Here is a 16,469-nt window from a genome sequence, read left to right as displayed (position 1 = left end):
ATGGCCGGCGCGGGCGGATTTGAGCGCGACCAGCTTTGTCGCCAGCCCGTCCAGCGCCCCGGCCGAGTCGGCCCTGTCCGCGTGGCGCGGCTGGCCAAACGGGGCCTTCGCGCTGATTGGTCCCTCTGGCGCGGGGAAGACCCATCTGGCGCATATCTGGGCGGATGCCGCCGGCGCGCGCGCCGTGAGTCCGGGCGACAGCCTGCCGGGGCAGGGCGTGGCGCTGTATGAAGACGCGGACCGCAATCTGGACGATGAGCTGGCGTTCTCGCTGATCAACAACGCCATGAATGGCGGCATGGAGGCGGTGCTGTTCACGGCGCGCACGCGCCCGGTGACCTGGCCCTCACGCCTGCCGGACCTGGATTCGCGCTTGCGGGCGCTGTCTTTCGTGGAGATCGAGGCGCCGGGCGAGGCGGAGCTGGCGCAAATCCTCAGCAAGCTGTTACGTGATCGTCATGTGCGTCCGCGACAACGCCTGATCGATTATCTGTTGCGCCGTATGGAACGATCTCCCGGCGGCGCGCGTGATCTGGTGGAGCGGCTTGACCGCGCCGCCGCGGCGCGCGGGGAACGCATCAATATGGCGCTGGCCCGGGATTATTTTTCAGACGGCGAGAAAGCGGACGCGGAATGAACGACGCAATGATGGACAGCCCTCAGGCACAGCACGGCGCGCCGCGGAAAGTTGAGCCGTCCAGCCTGCTGAACTCGCCCGAGCGGTTCATCAATCGCGAGCTCTCCTGGCTGCAATTCAATCTCCGCGTTCTGGAGGAGTCGGAGAACCCGGCGCACCCGGTATTGGAACGGCTGCGCTTCCTGTCTATCTCCGCCAGCAATCTGGATGAATTCTACATGGTGCGCGTCGCCGGCCTGCGGGCGCAGGTGAGGGCGGGCGTGATTGTGCCCAGCCAGGACGGCCTGACCCCGCAACAGCAGCTGGACGAAATTTCCATCGTCGCCAATGAACTGATGGACAAGCAGCAGGAACGCTGGCGGGTCCTGAAAACTGAAATGGCGGACGCCGGGATCGAGGTGGTCGAGGGTGGGGACCTGGGCGCTTCCGAACTCGAATGGCTGCGCGAAGACTATCTGATGAGCATTCTGCCGGTGATCACGCCGCTGGCGGTGGACCCGGCGCATCCGTTCCCGTTCATTCCGAATCTGGGGTTTGCGCTGGCGCTGAAGCTGATCCGTCCCGGCGAGCGCGGCCATATGAACGGCCTGATCCCGATCCCGAGCGGAGTGGAGCGTTTCGTGGAGCTGCCGGCTTCGACCGGCGAGCATGACGGCCGCGAGGTCCGCCGATTCATCGCGCTGGAGGATGCGATCGGCCTGTTCGTCGACGTGTTGTTCCCCGGCTATCAGGTGGACGCGCAGGGCGCATTCCGGATCATTCGCGATTCCGATATCGAGATCGAGGAAGAGGCGGAGGATCTGGTCCGCGAGTTTGAGTCCGCGCTGAAACAGCGCCGCCGGGGGGTGCTGGTCCGCCTGAAGATCGATTCCCGCACGCCGCAGCAATTGCAGGATTTCATCGCCGAGGAGCTGAACGCCGAACCGCGGGACGTTATCCCGACCAACGGCCTGCTGGGCCTCGGGCAGGTGGCGCAGCTGATACTGGACCAGCGCCCGGACCTGACCTTCAAACCCTATGAGCCGCGTTTCCCGGAACGGATCCGCGACCATGACGGGGATTGCTTCTCCGCCATCCGCGCCAAGGACATCCTTGTTCATCACCCCTATGAGTCGTTCGACGTGGTGGTGCGCTTCCTGCGGCAGGCGGCCAGCGACCCGAGCGTCGTGGCGATCAAGCAGTCGCTCTACCGCACCAGCAAGGACTCCCCCATCGTCCGCGCCCTTATCGAGGCGGCGGAGGGCGGCAAGAATGTTACCGCGCTGGTGGAGCTGAAGGCGCGCTTTGACGAGGAAGCGAACCTGAAACTGGCGCGCAGCCTTGAGAGCGCGGGCGTGCAGGTCGTCTATGGCTTCGTCGATTACAAGACGCACGCCAAGGTCAGTCTGGTGGTCCGCCGCGAAGGCGGGGAGCTGCGCACCTACACCCATTACGGCACGGGCAATTATCACCCTGTAACGGCGAAGATTTATACCGATTTGTCGCTGTTCAGCGCCGACCCAGAGCTGGGCCGGGACGCCGGGCGGGTATTCAATTACGTCACCGGCTACGCCCAGCCCCAGAAGCTGGAAAAGATCGAACTGGCGCCGATCACCCTGAAGAAGACCCTTCTGGAGCTGATCGACGACGAGATGGATTATGCCCGCGCGGGCAAACCGGCCACGATCTGGGCCAAGATGAATTCGCTGCTGGACCCGGTGATCATCGACAAGCTCTATGAGGCGTCCAATGCCGGCGTGCGGATTGACCTAGTGGTGCGGGGCATCTGTTCGCTGCGGCCGGGCGTTCCGGGGATGAGCGACAACATCATGGTCAAATCCATTGTCGGCCGCTTTCTGGAACATTCGCGCATTGCCTGTTTCGGCCGGGGAGAGCCGATGCCGTCACCGGCCGCGCGGGTCTATATTTCTTCGGCCGACTGGATGCCGCGCAATCTGGACCGGCGGATCGAACAGTTCGTGCCGGTCGACAATCCGACCGTCCACCGCCAGATCCTGAACCAGATCATGGTGTCGAATCTGAATGACGAAGAGCAGAGCTGGATCATGCAGCCGGACGGAACCTATATCCGCGTCGATTGCAGCGAGCTGGAGCGCCCGTTCAGCGCCCACCGCTATTTCATGAACAATCCCAGCCTGTCCGGGCGCGGCGAGGCGCTGGCCTATGATCCGCCGCCCGTGCTCAGCGTGGCGGAGCCCCGGGAGAACAGGCGCGAGGCATGAGCGAAACGCTGCTCGGTCCCAGTCTCGCCGCGGCTCAGTCCCCGGAACCGGACAAGACTGTTTCACAGGCCGCGGTAATCGATATCGGGTCCAACTCGGTCCGCCTGGTCATCTATTGGCGGGACGGCCGCGCTTCCTGGCCGATTTTCAACGAGAAGACCCTGGCGGGTCTGGGGCGCGGGGTGTCCGAAACAGGGCGCCTGAACGAGGACGGCGTCCGCTCCGCCCTGGCCACATTGCGGCGCTTTCGCCAGATCATTGACGCACGTGAAGTCCAGCAGGTGACGGCGTTCGCCACGGCGGCCGTTCGCTATGCGGAAGACGGCGAGGCGTTCCGGAACCAGGTTCGCGAAGAGTGCGGCTTTTCCATAAAGGTGCTTTCAGGGACCGATGAGGCCCGGTTGACGGCCCTTGGCGTGATCGCGGGCGGGGCGGAGGAGCGCTTTCTGGTCGGGGATCTGGGCGGATCCAGCCTTGAGCTGACCGATGTGGCGGACCAAAAGCCCGGCCAGGGCGTCAGCCTGCCGCTGGGACCGCTGGCGCTGATGATGGACGAGTCCTTTGACGAGAAGGCGGCCCGCAAGGCGATTGATGCGGAGTTCGACCACATTTCGGACCTTCTGGACGGCGCGCCGCCGGTTTTTTACGCCGTGGGCGGGGCATGGCGAAACCTGGCGCGCATCGACATGATGCTGCGCGATTATCCGCTGAACGTGCTGCATCACTACGAAATGCCGCGCGCCGAAGCTCTCAAGATGACGGACTTCGCGATCAGCCAGAGCCCGGCCTCGCTCAGCGAAATTCCCGGCGCGTCTTCGCGGCGCGCGCCGACCCTTCCCTATGCCGCCTATCTTCTGAAGGCGCTGATTGAACGCGCCGGGCTGGAAACCGTTTTCGTGTCGGCCTACGGGGTGCGGGAGGGCGCGCTTTTCAACCGGCTTCCGCGCAAGGTCCGTAAGCTGGAGCCGCTTCTGGCGAGCACCGTGGCGCTGGCGCGCCGGCTGAGCGGGACGCCCTATTTCGGCGCCGAACTGGCGGACTGGGTGGAGCCGGTCTTTACCGCACAGGCCAGCGCGTTCTCGCGGGAACGCGATACGGTTCTGCTGGCCGCGGCGGCCTCACTGGCCGATATCGGCGCGGCCATGCATCCCGATCACCGCGCCGCCCTTGTCGCCGACCAGGTGCTCTATGCGCCGTTCGCCGGGCTGGATCATTACGAGCGCAGTTTTCTGGCCGCGGCGCTGCACCACCGATACGCCGGAAAGACCAGCCTTGCGCCGGATTCCACCATTGCCCGCCTGCTGACGCAGGAACAGCTGGATGCGGCCTTGAAGCTGGGACTGGCGCTGCGGCTGGGGGCGGTCCTGTCGGCGCGGACCAAGAACCTGCTGGCGCGGACCACCCTGACGCTGGAAGACGGCACGCTGCGTCTGGAATTGAGCCAGAGCGCACGGGAACTGGCGGCGGACACCAGCGAAAAGCGGCTTGGACAGCTGGCCGATGCGCTGGGCGTCAAAAACGAGATCGTGATCGGCGACCGCTAGACGGGACGCGTCACCACTTCGCCGTTTTCGATCAGCAAGGCCGTCTCGCCGCGTTTCAGCTTCAGGGCTTCCTCGCCGAACACTTCGCGGCGCCAGCCCTTCAGGGCCTGCACGTCCGGTTCGTCCCAGGCCGCGATCTGTTCCAGGTCGGAGACGGTGGCGATCATGCGCGGCGATACGCCCCGCGCTTCGCTGACATGACGCAGCAGCACTTTCAGAAGCTCCACTGTGGGGCCGATTCCGGCCGGCAGCGGCTTGCGCTTTTCGACCTCGGGCGCGTGCGCCTTGGGGTCGGACATCGCGGTCTTCAGCGCCTCGATCAGGGACTTGCCCGCCCTTGAGCGTTCAAAGCCTTTTGGCACGCCGCGGATCTGCGCCAGACCGTCTTCGGATGTCGGGCCGGACTGGGCGATGGCGTAGAGGGCCTCGTCCTTCATGATGCGGTTGCGGGGCGTGTTCCGCTCGCGCGCCTCGGCCTCCCGCCAATGCGCGGCGGTCTTGAGCGCCGCCAGCCAGCTCGGCTTCATCTTGCGCAGTTTCAGGCGCCGCCAGGCGTCCTCGGGCTTCGTGTCGTAGAGACCGGCGTCATAGAAGGCCTGCATCTCGGCTTCCGCCCAGGCTGTGCGGCCCTGCTTTTCCAGTCGCGCCATAAGCTGCGGGAACAGATCACGCAGATGGGTGACGTCGGACAAGGCGTAGGAGAGCTGCTTGTCGCTCAAGGGGCGGCGCGACCAGTCGGTAAAGCGCGAGCCCTTGTCGATATGAATATCCAGAAATTCGCGGACCAGAGCGTCATAGGCGATCTGGTCGCCGAGGCCGAGCGCCATGGCCGCCGTCTGGGTGTCGAAGATGGGCGCAGGAACCGTGTCCAGACGCTGCACGAAAATTTCCATGTCCTGACGCGGCGCGTGCAGCACTTTCAGAATCGATTCGTTCTTCAACAGGTCCCAGAAGGGGGAGAGGTCGATGCCCTCGGCCAGCGGGTCGATCACCACCTCCTCATCGCCGCCCGCGGCCTGAATCAGGCACAGTTCCGGCCAATAGGTCGATTCCCGCATAAATTCGGTATCGATAGCGATGTATTCGGATTTTGCGAGGTTCTCGCAGGCTTTGCGGAGCGCGTCGGTCGAGGAAATCAGGTTCATGTCTGGCGCTATAGCCGATCATGCTTGTCTTGTCGCGGCGGCCTCTGCTTGACAGGCGGCCCCGCGCTGCGCTTTTTGCCGCGCAACTCCATACCGCTTTAAAGAAATCGGGATTTAGCGCTCATGCACGCCTATCGTACGAAAACGTGCGGCGAACTCCGCCCGTCAGACGTTGGTCAAACCGTTCGTCTCTCCGGCTGGATTCACCGCAAGCGAGACCATGGCGGTCTGCTGTTTGTCGACCTGCGCGACCATTACGGTCTGACGCAGTGCGTGCTGGAGCCGGAGAACAAGTTCTTCGAGACGCTGGAGCGTCTGCGCGTGGAAAGCGTGATCCAGGTCACCGGTGAAGTGCTGGCCCGCAGCGACGAGACGGTAAACCCGAACCTGCCGACCGGCGGGATCGAGCTGCGCGTCGATACGATGGAAATTCTGTCTGAGGCCGGCGAGCTGCCGCTGCCGGTCTTTGGCGAGCCGGATTATCCGGAAGACACGCGTCTGAAGTACCGCTTCCTCGATCTGCGCCGCGACACGCTGCACCAGAACCTGGTCCTGCGCTCCCAGATCATCGCTTCGATCCGCCGCCGCATGACCGATTCCGGCTTCCTGGAAATCCAGACGCCGATCCTGACCGCGTCGTCTCCCGAAGGCGCGCGGGACTTCCTGGTCCCGTCCCGCCTGCATCCGGGCAAGTTCTACGCGCTGCCCCAGGCGCCGCAGCAGTTCAAACAGCTGATCATGGTCGCCGGGTTCGACAAATACTTCCAGATCGCCCCGTGTTTCCGCGACGAGGACGCCCGCGCCGACCGTTCGCCGGGCGAATTCTACCAGCTCGACATGGAGATGAGCTTCGTCGAGCAGGAAGACGTCTTCCAGGCCATCGAGCCGGTGCTGGCCGGGGTGTTCGACGAGTTCGGCGAGGGCAAGGCGGCCGACAAGCCGTTCCCGCGTATTCCCTACGCCGAAGCCATGCGCAAATACGGCTCCGACAAGCCGGACCTGCGTAACCCGATCGTGATGGAAAACGTCACCGAGGTGTTCCGCGATTCCGGCTTCAAGGTGTTCGCCGGCATGATCGAGAAAGACCCGAAGGTGGAGGTCTGGGCGATCCCGGCCAAGACCGGCGGCAGCCGCGCCTTCTGTGACCGCATGAATGGCTGGGCGCAGAAGGAAGGCCAGCCGGGTCTGGGTTATATCTTCTTCCGCGAAGGCGAGGGAGCCGGACCGGTCGCCAAGAATATCGGCGAGGAGCGCACTGCGCAGGTGCGCGACCAGCTGGGCCTTGGCGATGGCGACGCCGTGTTCTTCGTCGCCGGCAAGCCGAAAGACTTCATGGCCTTCGCCGGCCGTGCCCGCAACCAGGTCGGCCGCGAGCTGGACCTGTTCGAGAAAGACGTTTTCCGCTTCTGCTGGATCGTCGATTTCCCGATGTATGAGTGGGACGAGGACCGCAAGGTCGTGGACTTCTCGCACAACCCGTTCTCCATGCCGCAGGGCGGGATGGAGGCGCTGGAGACGCAGGACCCGCTGGATATCCTCGCCTATCAGTACGACATCGTCTGTAACGGCGTGGAGCTGTCTTCGGGCGCCATCCGGAACCATCGCCCGGAAATCATGCTGAAAGCCTTCGAGATCGCCGGCTACGGCGCGGACGATGTCGAGGAAGCCTTTGGCGGCATGCTGAACGCCTTCCGCTATGGCGCCCCGCCGCATGGCGGCATCGCGCCGGGCATCGACCGCATCGTCATGCTGCTGGCCGGCGTGGAGAATCTGCGCGAGGTCATCATGTTCCCGATGAACCAGCAGGCCGAAGACCTGATGATGGGCGCGCCTTCCAACGTGTCAAAGGAACAGCTGAAAGAGCTGAATATCCGGGTGGTGGAGCCGCCGAAGAAGGCTGGCGGGGAGAGCTAGTCTCCCCGGCCTCCGGCCAGTTCCGGCGCCGCCGGGGGCTCCGGCGGTTCGGGCGCGACTCGCTCAACAATGATCTGGCGCTCGATGGCGTGCGCGGCGCGCTCCATCTCGCGTTCCAGCATCTTCATTTCGCGTTCGATCTCTTCCGCTTCGCCCTCGCGGCCGCGTAACTCCCGCTCGCGCATGCGGAATTCGGCGTCCAGTTCGCGCATCGCGCGGGCCAGTTCGTCCATCGCGGCGCGCTGCTTGAAGCGCACGGTCCAGTTGGCCTGCGCGCTTTCCCGCGCGGCGCGCTCCACGGCCTCGCGAACCTTCTGGTTCAACTCATCCATGTCGCGTTCGCCCAGATCATACTGGTAGACATATGTTTCGCCATTGACGCTGATACGCGTAACCGCGGGGCATTGCGGCACTGTCAGATTGCGGGGCAGGGCCGTCGTGTCATCTCCGCAGGCCTGATCCAGCTGTTCCTGAGTGAGGTTGCTGGCGCGGGAGAGATTGGCGCCGTTCAGGATCGTCTGGTGAAGGCTGGCGTCTTCCATGACCGCATTGGCCAGGCTGGCTGATGACAGGTTGGCGCCTTTGAGGTTCGCATCCGTCAGGTCCGCGCCATCCAGAACGGCTTCATGAAAATTCGCTCCGGCGAGCTGGGCGTCCGTGAAATCGGCGTCCTTGACCAAGGCCGCCTTGAAGTTCGCGCCCGGCGCGTTGGCGTCCGTGAAGTCCGCGTTGATCAGCTTGGCCTTGTAGAAATTGGTGCCTTGCAGCTGCGCATCTGTGAAATCGGCGCTGGTCATGTCGGTGTAGCTGAGGTTCACGCCGACAGCCTCGGCGTCGGCAAGGCTGGCGCCGTTGAAATTTGCCTTGCTGAATACCGCGCCATTGAGCTGCGTGCCTGTCAGGTCCGCGCGCTTGAACATGGCGCCGCTGAACAGGCTTCCGGTCAGGACGGCGCCGCTGAGATCGGCGCCGGAAAAATCCGCGCCGGAGAAATTGCTGCCCGTCAGCCGCGCGCCGCTGAGGTCCTTGCCTGACAGATCGCACCCGGTGCACACGCCGCCCAGATTCAGCGTCTTGTGCGGGTCGCCGCCGGTGGCCATGGCCGGGGCGGCGGTCAGCGCTACAAGCGCGGAAAGGAAGAGCGAAAATTTCATCATGCCTGATTTGAATGCGAATTTAGCCAGTCAGTCAGATCAGACTTATTCCGCCTGTACCGGAATGACGACTTAAATTGCTGTAATTCAGGCGTTATCCGCAATAGGGAACACGAAGTCCGCTGGGCAGTATCGTGCCTGAATCACCGCACGCTTCGTTCAGTTGAGCCTGGGTCAGGCCCCGCGCGCCTTCCAGGTTTGCGCCCGAGATTACCGCGCCGCTCATGCGGGCGCCGGCAAAATTCGCGTAGCCAAGATACGCCCCGACAAAGCTGGCGTCGCTAAGGTCCGCGTTTGCGAAACTGGCGCGCGTGAACCGGCCGCCGAACGCCTCGACCACCGACAGGTTTGCGCCGCTGAAATTGGTGCGGTCCATCGTGGCCGCGGTCATATCGCCCTGGCGTAGGCGGGAGCCCGACAGATTGGCGTCCGTAATGGACTGATAGGCGAAATCGGCCTGGAAGAGATTGCAGCCAGTGCAGGATTTCGCGCCGTTGCGCACGCTTTCAATCTGTCCGGGATCCTGGGCATGCGCCCCGAAACCGGCCGAAACCGTCACCAATGCCGCCAGAAAAACCGAAAACCGTGTCATTTTCTTACGCTCCTGCACGATGAAATTCGCGTGCAGAGTGAATAGCAATCCTTACGCCGGAGCCCTTATGAGCAGCCGGTGGAAGCTCCACACGTGTCGCATTTCATGCACGCCCCGGCGCGAACAAGGGTGAAATGCCCGCAATCGGGGCAGGGATCCCCCGTATAGCCACGGCTTCGGGATTCGGAATCGCCGCCGATGATCACGCGGGATGCGCCGGAACCGCCGCCGCTGGCTTCGATTTCGCTCTCCCCGGCGTCGTTTTCAGCCTCTATTCCGGCCTCGCCATCCTCATCGTCGCGGTCATTGCCGCGGCGCGCGGTGTGATCGGACAGCTGAATGAGGTTGGCGGGCGCCAGGCCGCGGCTGAAACCGCGCGAAATATAACGCTGCGCGGTCTCGTCGACGTCTTTCAGCATGGCGCTTTCGCGTTCTCCGCCGCCCAGCCCGTCATGCGCGCCGGGGTGAACATGGGCCAGATCGTCCCGGCCAAGATAGGAAACCGCCAGTTCGCGGAACAGATAGTCGAGGATCGAGGTCGCGTGCTTGATCGAATCGTTGCCCGTAACCGGCCCGGCGGGGTCGAAACGGGTGAACACGAAGGCGTCGACATACTCCTCCAGCGGCACGCCATATTGCAGGCCGATAGAGATCGCGATGGCGAAATTGTTCATCAGGCTGCGGAAAGCGGCGCCTTCCTTGTGCATGTCGATGAAGATTTCGCCCAGCTCGCCATCATCGAATTCGCCGGTGTGCAGATAGACTTTGTGGCCCCCGACAGTGGCTTTCTGGATATAGCCCTTACGCCTGTGGGGCAGTCGCCGGCGTTCGGCGGGCCGCTCCACGACCCGCTCCACCACTTTTTCGACAATGCGTTCGGCGGTCCGGGCGGCTTTTTCGGTGGCGTTCTCTTCTGCCGCGTCCTCGATATCGTCCAGTTCGGCGTCGCCAAATACCGCCGTATTGAGCGGCTGGGACAGTTTGGAGCCGTCGCGATAGAGGGCGTTGGATTTCAGACCGAGACGCCAGGACAGGCTGTAGGCGTCCGAACAATCGTCGATCGTGGCGGAATGCGGCATATTGATCGTCTTGGAAATGCCGCCCGAGACATAGGGCTGAACCGCCGCGCACATGCGGATATGCGACTCCGTTGACAGATAACGCTGGCTGAGCCGCCCGCAGGGCGAGGCGCAATCGAAGACCGGCAGGTCCTCATCCTTCAGGAAGGGCGCGCCTTCCACGGTCATCGCGCCGCACGCCCAGACATTGGCCTGCTGGATTTCGTCGCGCGTATAGCCGATGGCTTTCAGAAGGTCGAAGCCGGGCGTGGCGATCTGTTCGTCGTTGAGGCTCAGAACGTCCTTGCAGAAGCCGTCGCCGAGCTGCCAGGGCGTAAAGACGAAACGCAGATCGAACGCGCTCTTGAGAGCCTTCTCGACGATCTGGATCTCGTGATCGCTGAACCCCTTACGCCGCAAGGATTCATGATTGATCGTCGGCGCGCCTTTCAGCGTGGCTCGCCCGACGGCATAAGCGCAGATATCGGCGATTTCGCTGTCGTCATAGCCAAGGCGCTGGAGCGCCGCCGGGATGGCGTCATTGACGATCTTGTAGGCCCCGCCGCCGGCCAGCGTCTTGTATTTGACCAGCGCATAGTCCGGTTCGACGCCGGTCGTATCGCAATCCATGACCAGGCCGATCGTGCCGGTGGGCGCGATGGCGGTGAACTGGGCGTTGCGGAAGCCGTGCTTCTTGCCCTTTTCGACCACCTCGCCCCAGAGCTGCGCCGCGCGGGCGCTGACATTGCCGAACGGGCAGCTTTGATGGTCCAGCGGCTGCGGCGCGATATTCAGGCCGTCATAGGCGGCAAGGTTTGCTTCACCGGCGGCGGCGAGGGCGTGATTTTTCATCACGCGCAGCATGGCCTTGCGGTTTTTCTTGAAGCCCGGGAAGGGTGAGAGCGTTTCGGCCATCTCTGCCGAGGCGCGGGCGGACGCTGCGCCCATCAGAGCTGAGATCGCGGCGCCGGCGGCGCGGCCCTCGTCGCTGTCATAGGGCAGGGCGGAGCGCATCAGCAGGCCGCCGAGGTTCGCAAAGCCCAGCCCCAGCGTGCGATAGGTCCAGGACCGCTCCGCAATAGATTTCGACGGGTAGGAGGCCATGGAGACCGAGATATCCAGCACCGCCGTCCAGAGCCGGCTGGCGTGCTCGAATGCGGCCGTATCGAAGCCGCCATCCTCGCCCAGAAACTTCACTAGGTTGAGGGAGGCGAGGTTACAGGCCGTATCGTCGAGAAAGAGATATTCCGAACACGGATTGGAGGCGCGGATTGCACCGTCTTCCGGGCAGGTGTGCCAGGCATTGATGGTGTCGGAGAACTGCACGCCCGGATCGGCGCAAGTCCACGCGGCGCGGCCCATGCGATTCCACAGATCGCGGGCGCGGACCGATTTCGCCACGGCCCCGTCGGTGCGCCGGATCAGATCGAACGTTTCATCATGTCCGACCGACGCCAGAAATTCATCGCTTATTCGTATGGAATTATTGGCATTTTGCCCGGCAACTGTTGCGTAAGCCCCGGAGTCCCAGTCGACCGTCAAATCGGGCAGATCGAGATCTTCAACGCCTTGCTGGGCCAGCTCCAACGTGCGCGCTATCGCGCCTTCCGGCACGCCGTCTCGGCGCGCGGCGCGGATTTCGCGCTTCAGGGCCGCGTTCTTGGCCGGGTCGAAACAGTCAGCTGCATCGCCATCGCAATTGATGCAGGCGCGCAGGATTGCGGGCAGACGGCGGCGTAGGACCTTGGAGCCGGCGACCAGCGCGGCGACCTTGGATTCCTCGCTGACCTTCCAGTCGATGAAATCCTCGATGTCCGGATGGTCGACGTCCACGACCACCATTTTGGCCGCGCGGCGGGTGGTGCCGCCGGACTTGATGGCCCCCGCCGCGCGGTCGCCCACGCGCAGGAAGCTGATCAGGCCGGAGGATTCGCCGCCGCCCGACAGCGGCTCACCTTCGCCGCGCAGAGACGAATAATTCGTGCCGGCGCCGGAGCCGTATTTGAACAGGCGCGCCTCGCGCGTCCAGAGGTCCATGATCCCGCCTTCGCCGACGAGATCGTCCTTGAGCCCCTGAATGAAACAGGCATGGACCTGTGGCCGGGCGAACCCGGTTTCGACCGGGCGCACTTCCCCTGTGACGGGATCAGGCGCGAAATGACCGGGAGCGTCGCCGGTGACGCCATAGGCCCAGTTCAGGCCGGTATTGAACCATTGGGGGCTGTTGGGCGCGGCCATCTGGTGCGCCAGCATGAAGCGGAGCTCATCGAAAAAGGCGCGGGCGTCGTCCTCGCTATCGAAATAGTCGAGCTTCCAGCCCCACCATGTCCAGGCGCCGGCGAGACGGTCAAAAACCGCGCGGGCGTCGGATTCGCCGGTTTTCCGCTCTGACTCGGGCAGGGCGTCCAGCTTGGCCTGATCGGCGATGCTTCGCTTCAGCCAGTCTGGCGATTCGTCTTTCGGGTCGGGCTTGGTGAAGGCCGGAATGCCGGCCTTGCGGAAATATTTGCGCGCCAGGACGTCACAGGCCGTCTGGGTCCAGCCGGCCGGGAAAATTGCCTCATCCAGGACGAAATTGACCTCGCCATCGGCGTCACGCAGTTCGCAATGGCGCGGTTCAAATGCGATCCCGTGATAGGGGTCGGCGACGTCCTTCGTGAAAACCCGGTCTATGCGCATGCCCTAATGTCCCATTTTTCTGCGTTTCGCGCCAGATTCCCGAGCCTAGCGGTCCGCGCCTTCCACGCAACAGATATAGGTATTGTTGATGTCGAATGCGCTATATCTTGATGAAATTGCGCTGTTCTTTTCTCACCGCGCGCCGCGCTGGACCAAGCCGCGCTGAGAGGCCATATTCGCGCGCAATCAATGCACTCACCATCCGATCAGACGGCGCAGGACGACATGCTCTTCATCAAACGCATTTTTGCCTGGTGGGAAGGCGCGACCATCGGGTTGCTCTGGACGCTCCGCGGGCAGCGCTTCGTGGGCGAAGACGATTACGGCAACCGCTATTTCGAACAGAAGAAGGGCGCCAGCTTTAACGGCCGTCCGCGCCGCTGGGTGGTCTATAACGGCTATGCCGACGCCTCCCGCGTGCCGTCCGACTGGCACGGCTGGCTGCACCACACGTTCGCGGAAGCGCCCAGCGAGGCCCCGCTGCGCCGCCAGAAATGGGAAACCGAGCATCAGCCGAACCTGACCGGAACGCTGTGGGCTTACCGTCCGCGCGGCAGCCTGTGGCGGTCGGAGGACCGCGCGCCGACATCCAGCGATTACGAGTCCTGGAACCCGGACGCGGGCGAGGTGGAGCCGGCTGACCGCGACCGCGCACCGGTTGCGCCATAAGTTCGCCCTACTGGAAGCAGAAATTCACGATCATGGTTCGATTTGTTCTTCCGGCCCTGATGCTGCTCGCCACGCCCGCGCTTGCGCAGGATGTCGAGGAATTGCCCGACGAGTCGGAATTCGCGCCGGAAGCGCCGCCAGAGTCCGAACGCGATCAGGGCTTCGTGTCCGATCAGCCTGCGATTGGCGAGGAACAGCAAGGCGAAGCTGACGCGGACCCGGCGGAAGAGCAATCCATCGAGGAATTGTTCGGCCTGCCGCAAGACGAAACCGAAGAGACGTTTGAATCCGTGGTCGCCGGCGAACGCGTGCAGATGCGCGGCCTGAACAAGGTGACGGCCAGCGTGACGGACTTTCAGGCCGAGTTCGATCAGCCGATCCGCTTTGGTTCGCTGACGGTTATCGCCCGCTATTGTTCGCGGCGTCCGCCGGAGTTCATTCCGGAAACCTTCGTGTTTCTGGAAATTTTCGACCGCCGCCTGGATGGTCTTGAAACCACGCAGTATGGCGAGAAAATCTTCTCAGGCTGGATGCTGGGCTCCAGCCCCGGTCTTCACGGGCTGGAGCATCCGGTTTTCGATGTCTGGCCGGTGGAGTGCGTGATCGCCGAGCGTCCGGTCATGCCGGAACCGGCCGGCGAGGCCGAGTAAAACGCCGCTTCGGCTTCCAGGGCCGGGGCCAGCCTGTCCAGAAAATCCGCGCGGCCGATCTCCTTTGCTCCGAACTGAAGCAGGTGGTCGCTGATGAATTGCGCGTCGAGCAGGCGGTAACCGCCCAGCTTCAGCCGGGCGACCAGATGAACCAGCGCTATCTTGGAGGCGTCCGTGGCGCGGCTGAACATGGATTCGCCGAAAAAGGCCCCGCCGAGACTGACTCCGTAAAGCCCGCCGACAAGATTGCCGCCGTCATAGACCTCTATGCTGTGCGCGCATTGGCGCTCGTGCAGCTCGCAATAGAGATCGACGATCCAGTCATTGATCCAGGTGGCGTCGCGCTCTGCGGTTTCTTCCGCGCAGGCCTCGATCGTGGAGCGGAAATCGACATCGCAGACCACGCGCCAATCGGTATTGCGCACCGTCTTCCGTAGCCGGCGGGGGACGTGAAACGCCTCCAGCGGGAAGACGCCGCGCTGATCCGGATCAATGATGAAAAGCCGCGGATCGTCACGGTTTTCCGCCATGGGAAACACGCCGCGCCTGTAGCAATTCAGCAGGGCGTCGGGTCCGAAAGCGCGCATGGTATCCTGTTACGACTTGGGCTCGGTCTCGCTGAGCCAGTTTTCCAGCCAGCGGATATTATAGTCTCCGCTGATGAAATCGGGCTCGTGCAACAGTTCCTCGAACAGCGGCCCGGTCGTTTTCACGCCATTGATGACCATTTCGCCCAGCGCCCGCCGGAGCCGCATCAGGGCTTCTTCCCGCGTCGCGCCGCGCACGATCAGCTTGCCGATCAGGCTGTCATAATAGGGCGGGATCCGGTAGCCGGCGTAAAGGCCGGAATCCAGACGCACGCCAAGGCCGCCAGGGGCGTGGAAGTCCGTGACCTCTCCGGGCGAGGGCGCGAAGGTGCGCGGATCCTCGGCATTGATCCGGCACTCAATGGACCAGCCATTGAACTGCACGTCCTCCTGTTTGAAGGAGAGCGGCATGCCGGCGGCGATGCGGATCTGTTCGCGCACCAGGTCGATATTGGTGATTGCCTCGGTGACGGGATGCTCCACCTGTAGGCGGGTATTCATCTCGATGAAGTAGAATTTTCCGTCCTCATAGAGATATTCCACGGTGCCGGCGCCGCGATAGCCCAGCTTGGCGACGGCCTGGCGCGTGATTTCCCCGATCTCCATGCGCTGTTCTTTATTCAGCGCGGGCGAGGGGGCTTCTTCCAGCACTTTCTGGTGGCGGCGCTGCAGGGAGCAGTCGCGCTCGCCCAGATGGGCCACATTGCCATGTTCATCCGCGATGATCTGGATCTCGATATGGCGCGGCTTGCCGAGATATTTCTCAATATAGACGGCGTCGTCGCCGAAAGCGGCCATCGCCTCGGCGCGGGCCGTATCAAAGGCCTCTTTCAACTGGTCCGGCGTTTGCGCCACCTTCATGCCGCGGCCGCCGCCGCCGGAGGCGGCCTTGATCAGCACCGGGAAGTCCATCGTGGATGCGACCTTCTTTGCATCCTCGAAGGTTTCCACGCCGCCATCGGAGCCCGGCACGGTAGGGATGCCCGCCTCGGCCACAGCCTTCTTGGCGGCGATTTTGTCGCCCATCAGGCGGATATGATCGGGCGTCGGACCGATAAAGACGAGGTCGTGCGCCTCCACGATTTCCGCGAATTTGGCGTTTTCGGAGAGGAAGCCGTAACCCGGATGAATCGCCTGCGCGCCGGTGATTTCCGCGGCGGCGATGATGTTCGGGATTTTCAGATAGCTTTGCGCGGCCTGGGCGGGGCCGATGCACACGCTTTCATCGGCCAGGCGCACATGCATGGCGTTGGCGTCGGCCTCTGAATGCACGGCGACCGTGGCGATGCCCATTTCCTTGCAGGCGCGATGGATGCGCAGGGCGATCTCGCCGCGATTGGCGATAAGGATCTTCTCGAACATGCCTATTCGATCGTGAACAGCGGTTCGCCGAATTCTACCGGCTGGGAATCGGTGACGAGCAGGCGGGTGACTTTGCCGGATTTGGCCGCGGCGATGGGATTGAAGGTCTTCATCGCCTCGATCAGCAGGATGGTGTCGCCTTCATTGACGCTGTCGCCTTCTTTCACAAAGACGTCCGCGTCCGGACTGGGGCGCAGATAGACCGTGCCGACCATGGGCGATTTCACAGCGCCGGGGTGATTATCGAAATCGGGTT

The 16,469-nt window shown here is 63.4% G+C and carries 13 protein-coding genes; 6 read left to right on the top strand and 7 right to left on the bottom strand.

Annotated elements, in window-relative coordinates; all coding sequences use genetic code 11:
- Window positions 1-19 precede the first annotated feature (19 nt).
- Genes L338_RS13810 through L338_RS13800 form a run of 3 tightly spaced genes read left to right on the top strand, consistent with a single transcriptional unit; the run spans window position 20 to window position 4,403 of the window.
- Window positions 20-637: a P-loop NTPase family protein gene (locus tag L338_RS13810; protein ID WP_161624634.1), complete on the top strand. Its 618-nt coding sequence runs from the start codon at window positions 20-22 to the stop codon at window positions 635-637.
- Entirely contained in the window at window positions 634-2,859 is a 2,226-nt protein-coding gene (locus L338_RS13805) for an RNA degradosome polyphosphate kinase (protein ID WP_022698983.1), read from the top strand. The genes L338_RS13810 and L338_RS13805 overlap by 4 nt, the downstream gene beginning before the upstream one ends.
- Window positions 2,856-4,403 (top strand): Ppx/GppA family phosphatase, encoded by a 1,548-nt coding sequence (locus L338_RS13800; RefSeq protein ID WP_022698982.1) that lies wholly within the window; start codon window positions 2,856-2,858, stop codon window positions 4,401-4,403. Before L338_RS13805 ends, L338_RS13800 begins: the two co-directional genes overlap by 4 nt.
- On the opposite strand, the gene rnd is transcribed toward L338_RS13800, so the two are convergent.
- Window positions 4,400-5,548, bottom strand: a complete 1,149-nt coding sequence (gene rnd, locus L338_RS13795) for a ribonuclease D (protein WP_022698981.1) — start codon at window positions 5,546-5,548, stop codon at window positions 4,400-4,402. The two genes, L338_RS13800 and rnd, sit on opposite strands and share 4 nt — an antisense overlap.
- A 123-nt stretch (window positions 5,549-5,671) precedes the next feature.
- Between rnd and aspS the strand changes: the two genes are divergently transcribed.
- Entirely contained in the window at window positions 5,672-7,462 is a 1,791-nt protein-coding gene (aspS, locus tag L338_RS13790) for an aspartate--tRNA ligase (protein WP_022698980.1), read from the top strand.
- On the opposite strand, the gene L338_RS16735 is transcribed toward aspS, so the two are convergent.
- The 3 genes from L338_RS16735 to L338_RS13775 all read right to left on the bottom strand — a co-directional run bounded on the left by L338_RS16735 (window position 7,459) and on the right by L338_RS13775 (window position 12,945).
- Window positions 7,459-8,619 (bottom strand): pentapeptide repeat-containing protein, encoded by a 1,161-nt coding sequence (locus L338_RS16735; RefSeq protein ID WP_051122803.1) that lies wholly within the window; start codon window positions 8,617-8,619, stop codon window positions 7,459-7,461. The two genes, aspS and L338_RS16735, sit on opposite strands and share 4 nt — an antisense overlap.
- Before the next feature lie 91 nt (window positions 8,620-8,710).
- Window positions 8,711-9,208, bottom strand: a complete 498-nt coding sequence (locus L338_RS13780; RefSeq protein WP_027068561.1) for a pentapeptide repeat-containing protein — start codon at window positions 9,206-9,208, stop codon at window positions 8,711-8,713.
- 65 nt (window positions 9,209-9,273) lie between these two features.
- Entirely contained in the window at window positions 9,274-12,945 is a 3,672-nt protein-coding gene (locus L338_RS13775) for a vitamin B12-dependent ribonucleotide reductase (RefSeq protein WP_022698977.1), read from the bottom strand.
- A 189-nt stretch (window positions 12,946-13,134) separates the two neighbouring features.
- Between L338_RS13775 and L338_RS13770 the strand changes: the two genes are divergently transcribed.
- Both L338_RS13770 and L338_RS16730 read left to right on the top strand, forming a co-directional pair.
- Window positions 13,135-13,614, top strand: coding sequence for an NADH:ubiquinone oxidoreductase subunit NDUFA12 (locus L338_RS13770; protein WP_241762267.1), 480 nt, complete (start codon window positions 13,135-13,137; stop codon window positions 13,612-13,614).
- A 32-nt stretch (window positions 13,615-13,646) separates the two neighbouring features.
- On the top strand, window positions 13,647-14,264 hold the full coding sequence (locus L338_RS16730; RefSeq protein ID WP_022698975.1) for a DUF2155 domain-containing protein: 618 nt from the start codon (window positions 13,647-13,649) through the stop codon (window positions 14,262-14,264).
- On the opposite strand, the gene aat is transcribed toward L338_RS16730, so the two are convergent.
- The 3 genes from aat to L338_RS13750 all read right to left on the bottom strand — a co-directional run.
- On the bottom strand, window positions 14,168-14,851 hold the full coding sequence (gene aat, locus L338_RS13760) for a leucyl/phenylalanyl-tRNA--protein transferase (protein WP_022698974.1): 684 nt from the start codon (window positions 14,849-14,851) through the stop codon (window positions 14,168-14,170). The two genes, L338_RS16730 and aat, sit on opposite strands and share 97 nt — an antisense overlap.
- A gap of 9 nt (window positions 14,852-14,860) precedes the next feature.
- A complete protein-coding gene (gene accC, locus L338_RS13755) occupies window positions 14,861-16,213 on the bottom strand; it encodes an acetyl-CoA carboxylase biotin carboxylase subunit (RefSeq protein ID WP_022698973.1) in 1,353 nt (450 codons plus the stop codon).
- Window positions 16,214-16,215: 2 nt separating this feature from the next.
- A partial coding sequence (locus L338_RS13750) for an acetyl-CoA carboxylase biotin carboxyl carrier protein (protein WP_022698972.1) occupies window positions 16,216-16,469 on the bottom strand: 254 nt, incomplete at its 5' end.

The sequence above is a fragment of the Euryhalocaulis caribicus genome, from assembly GCF_000412185.1.
Taxonomy (GTDB): Bacteria; Pseudomonadota; Alphaproteobacteria; order Caulobacterales; family Maricaulaceae; genus Euryhalocaulis; species Euryhalocaulis caribicus.
The sequence above is the reverse complement of the archived record's forward strand: the minus strand, read 5'-3'. Positions and strand labels throughout refer to the sequence as shown.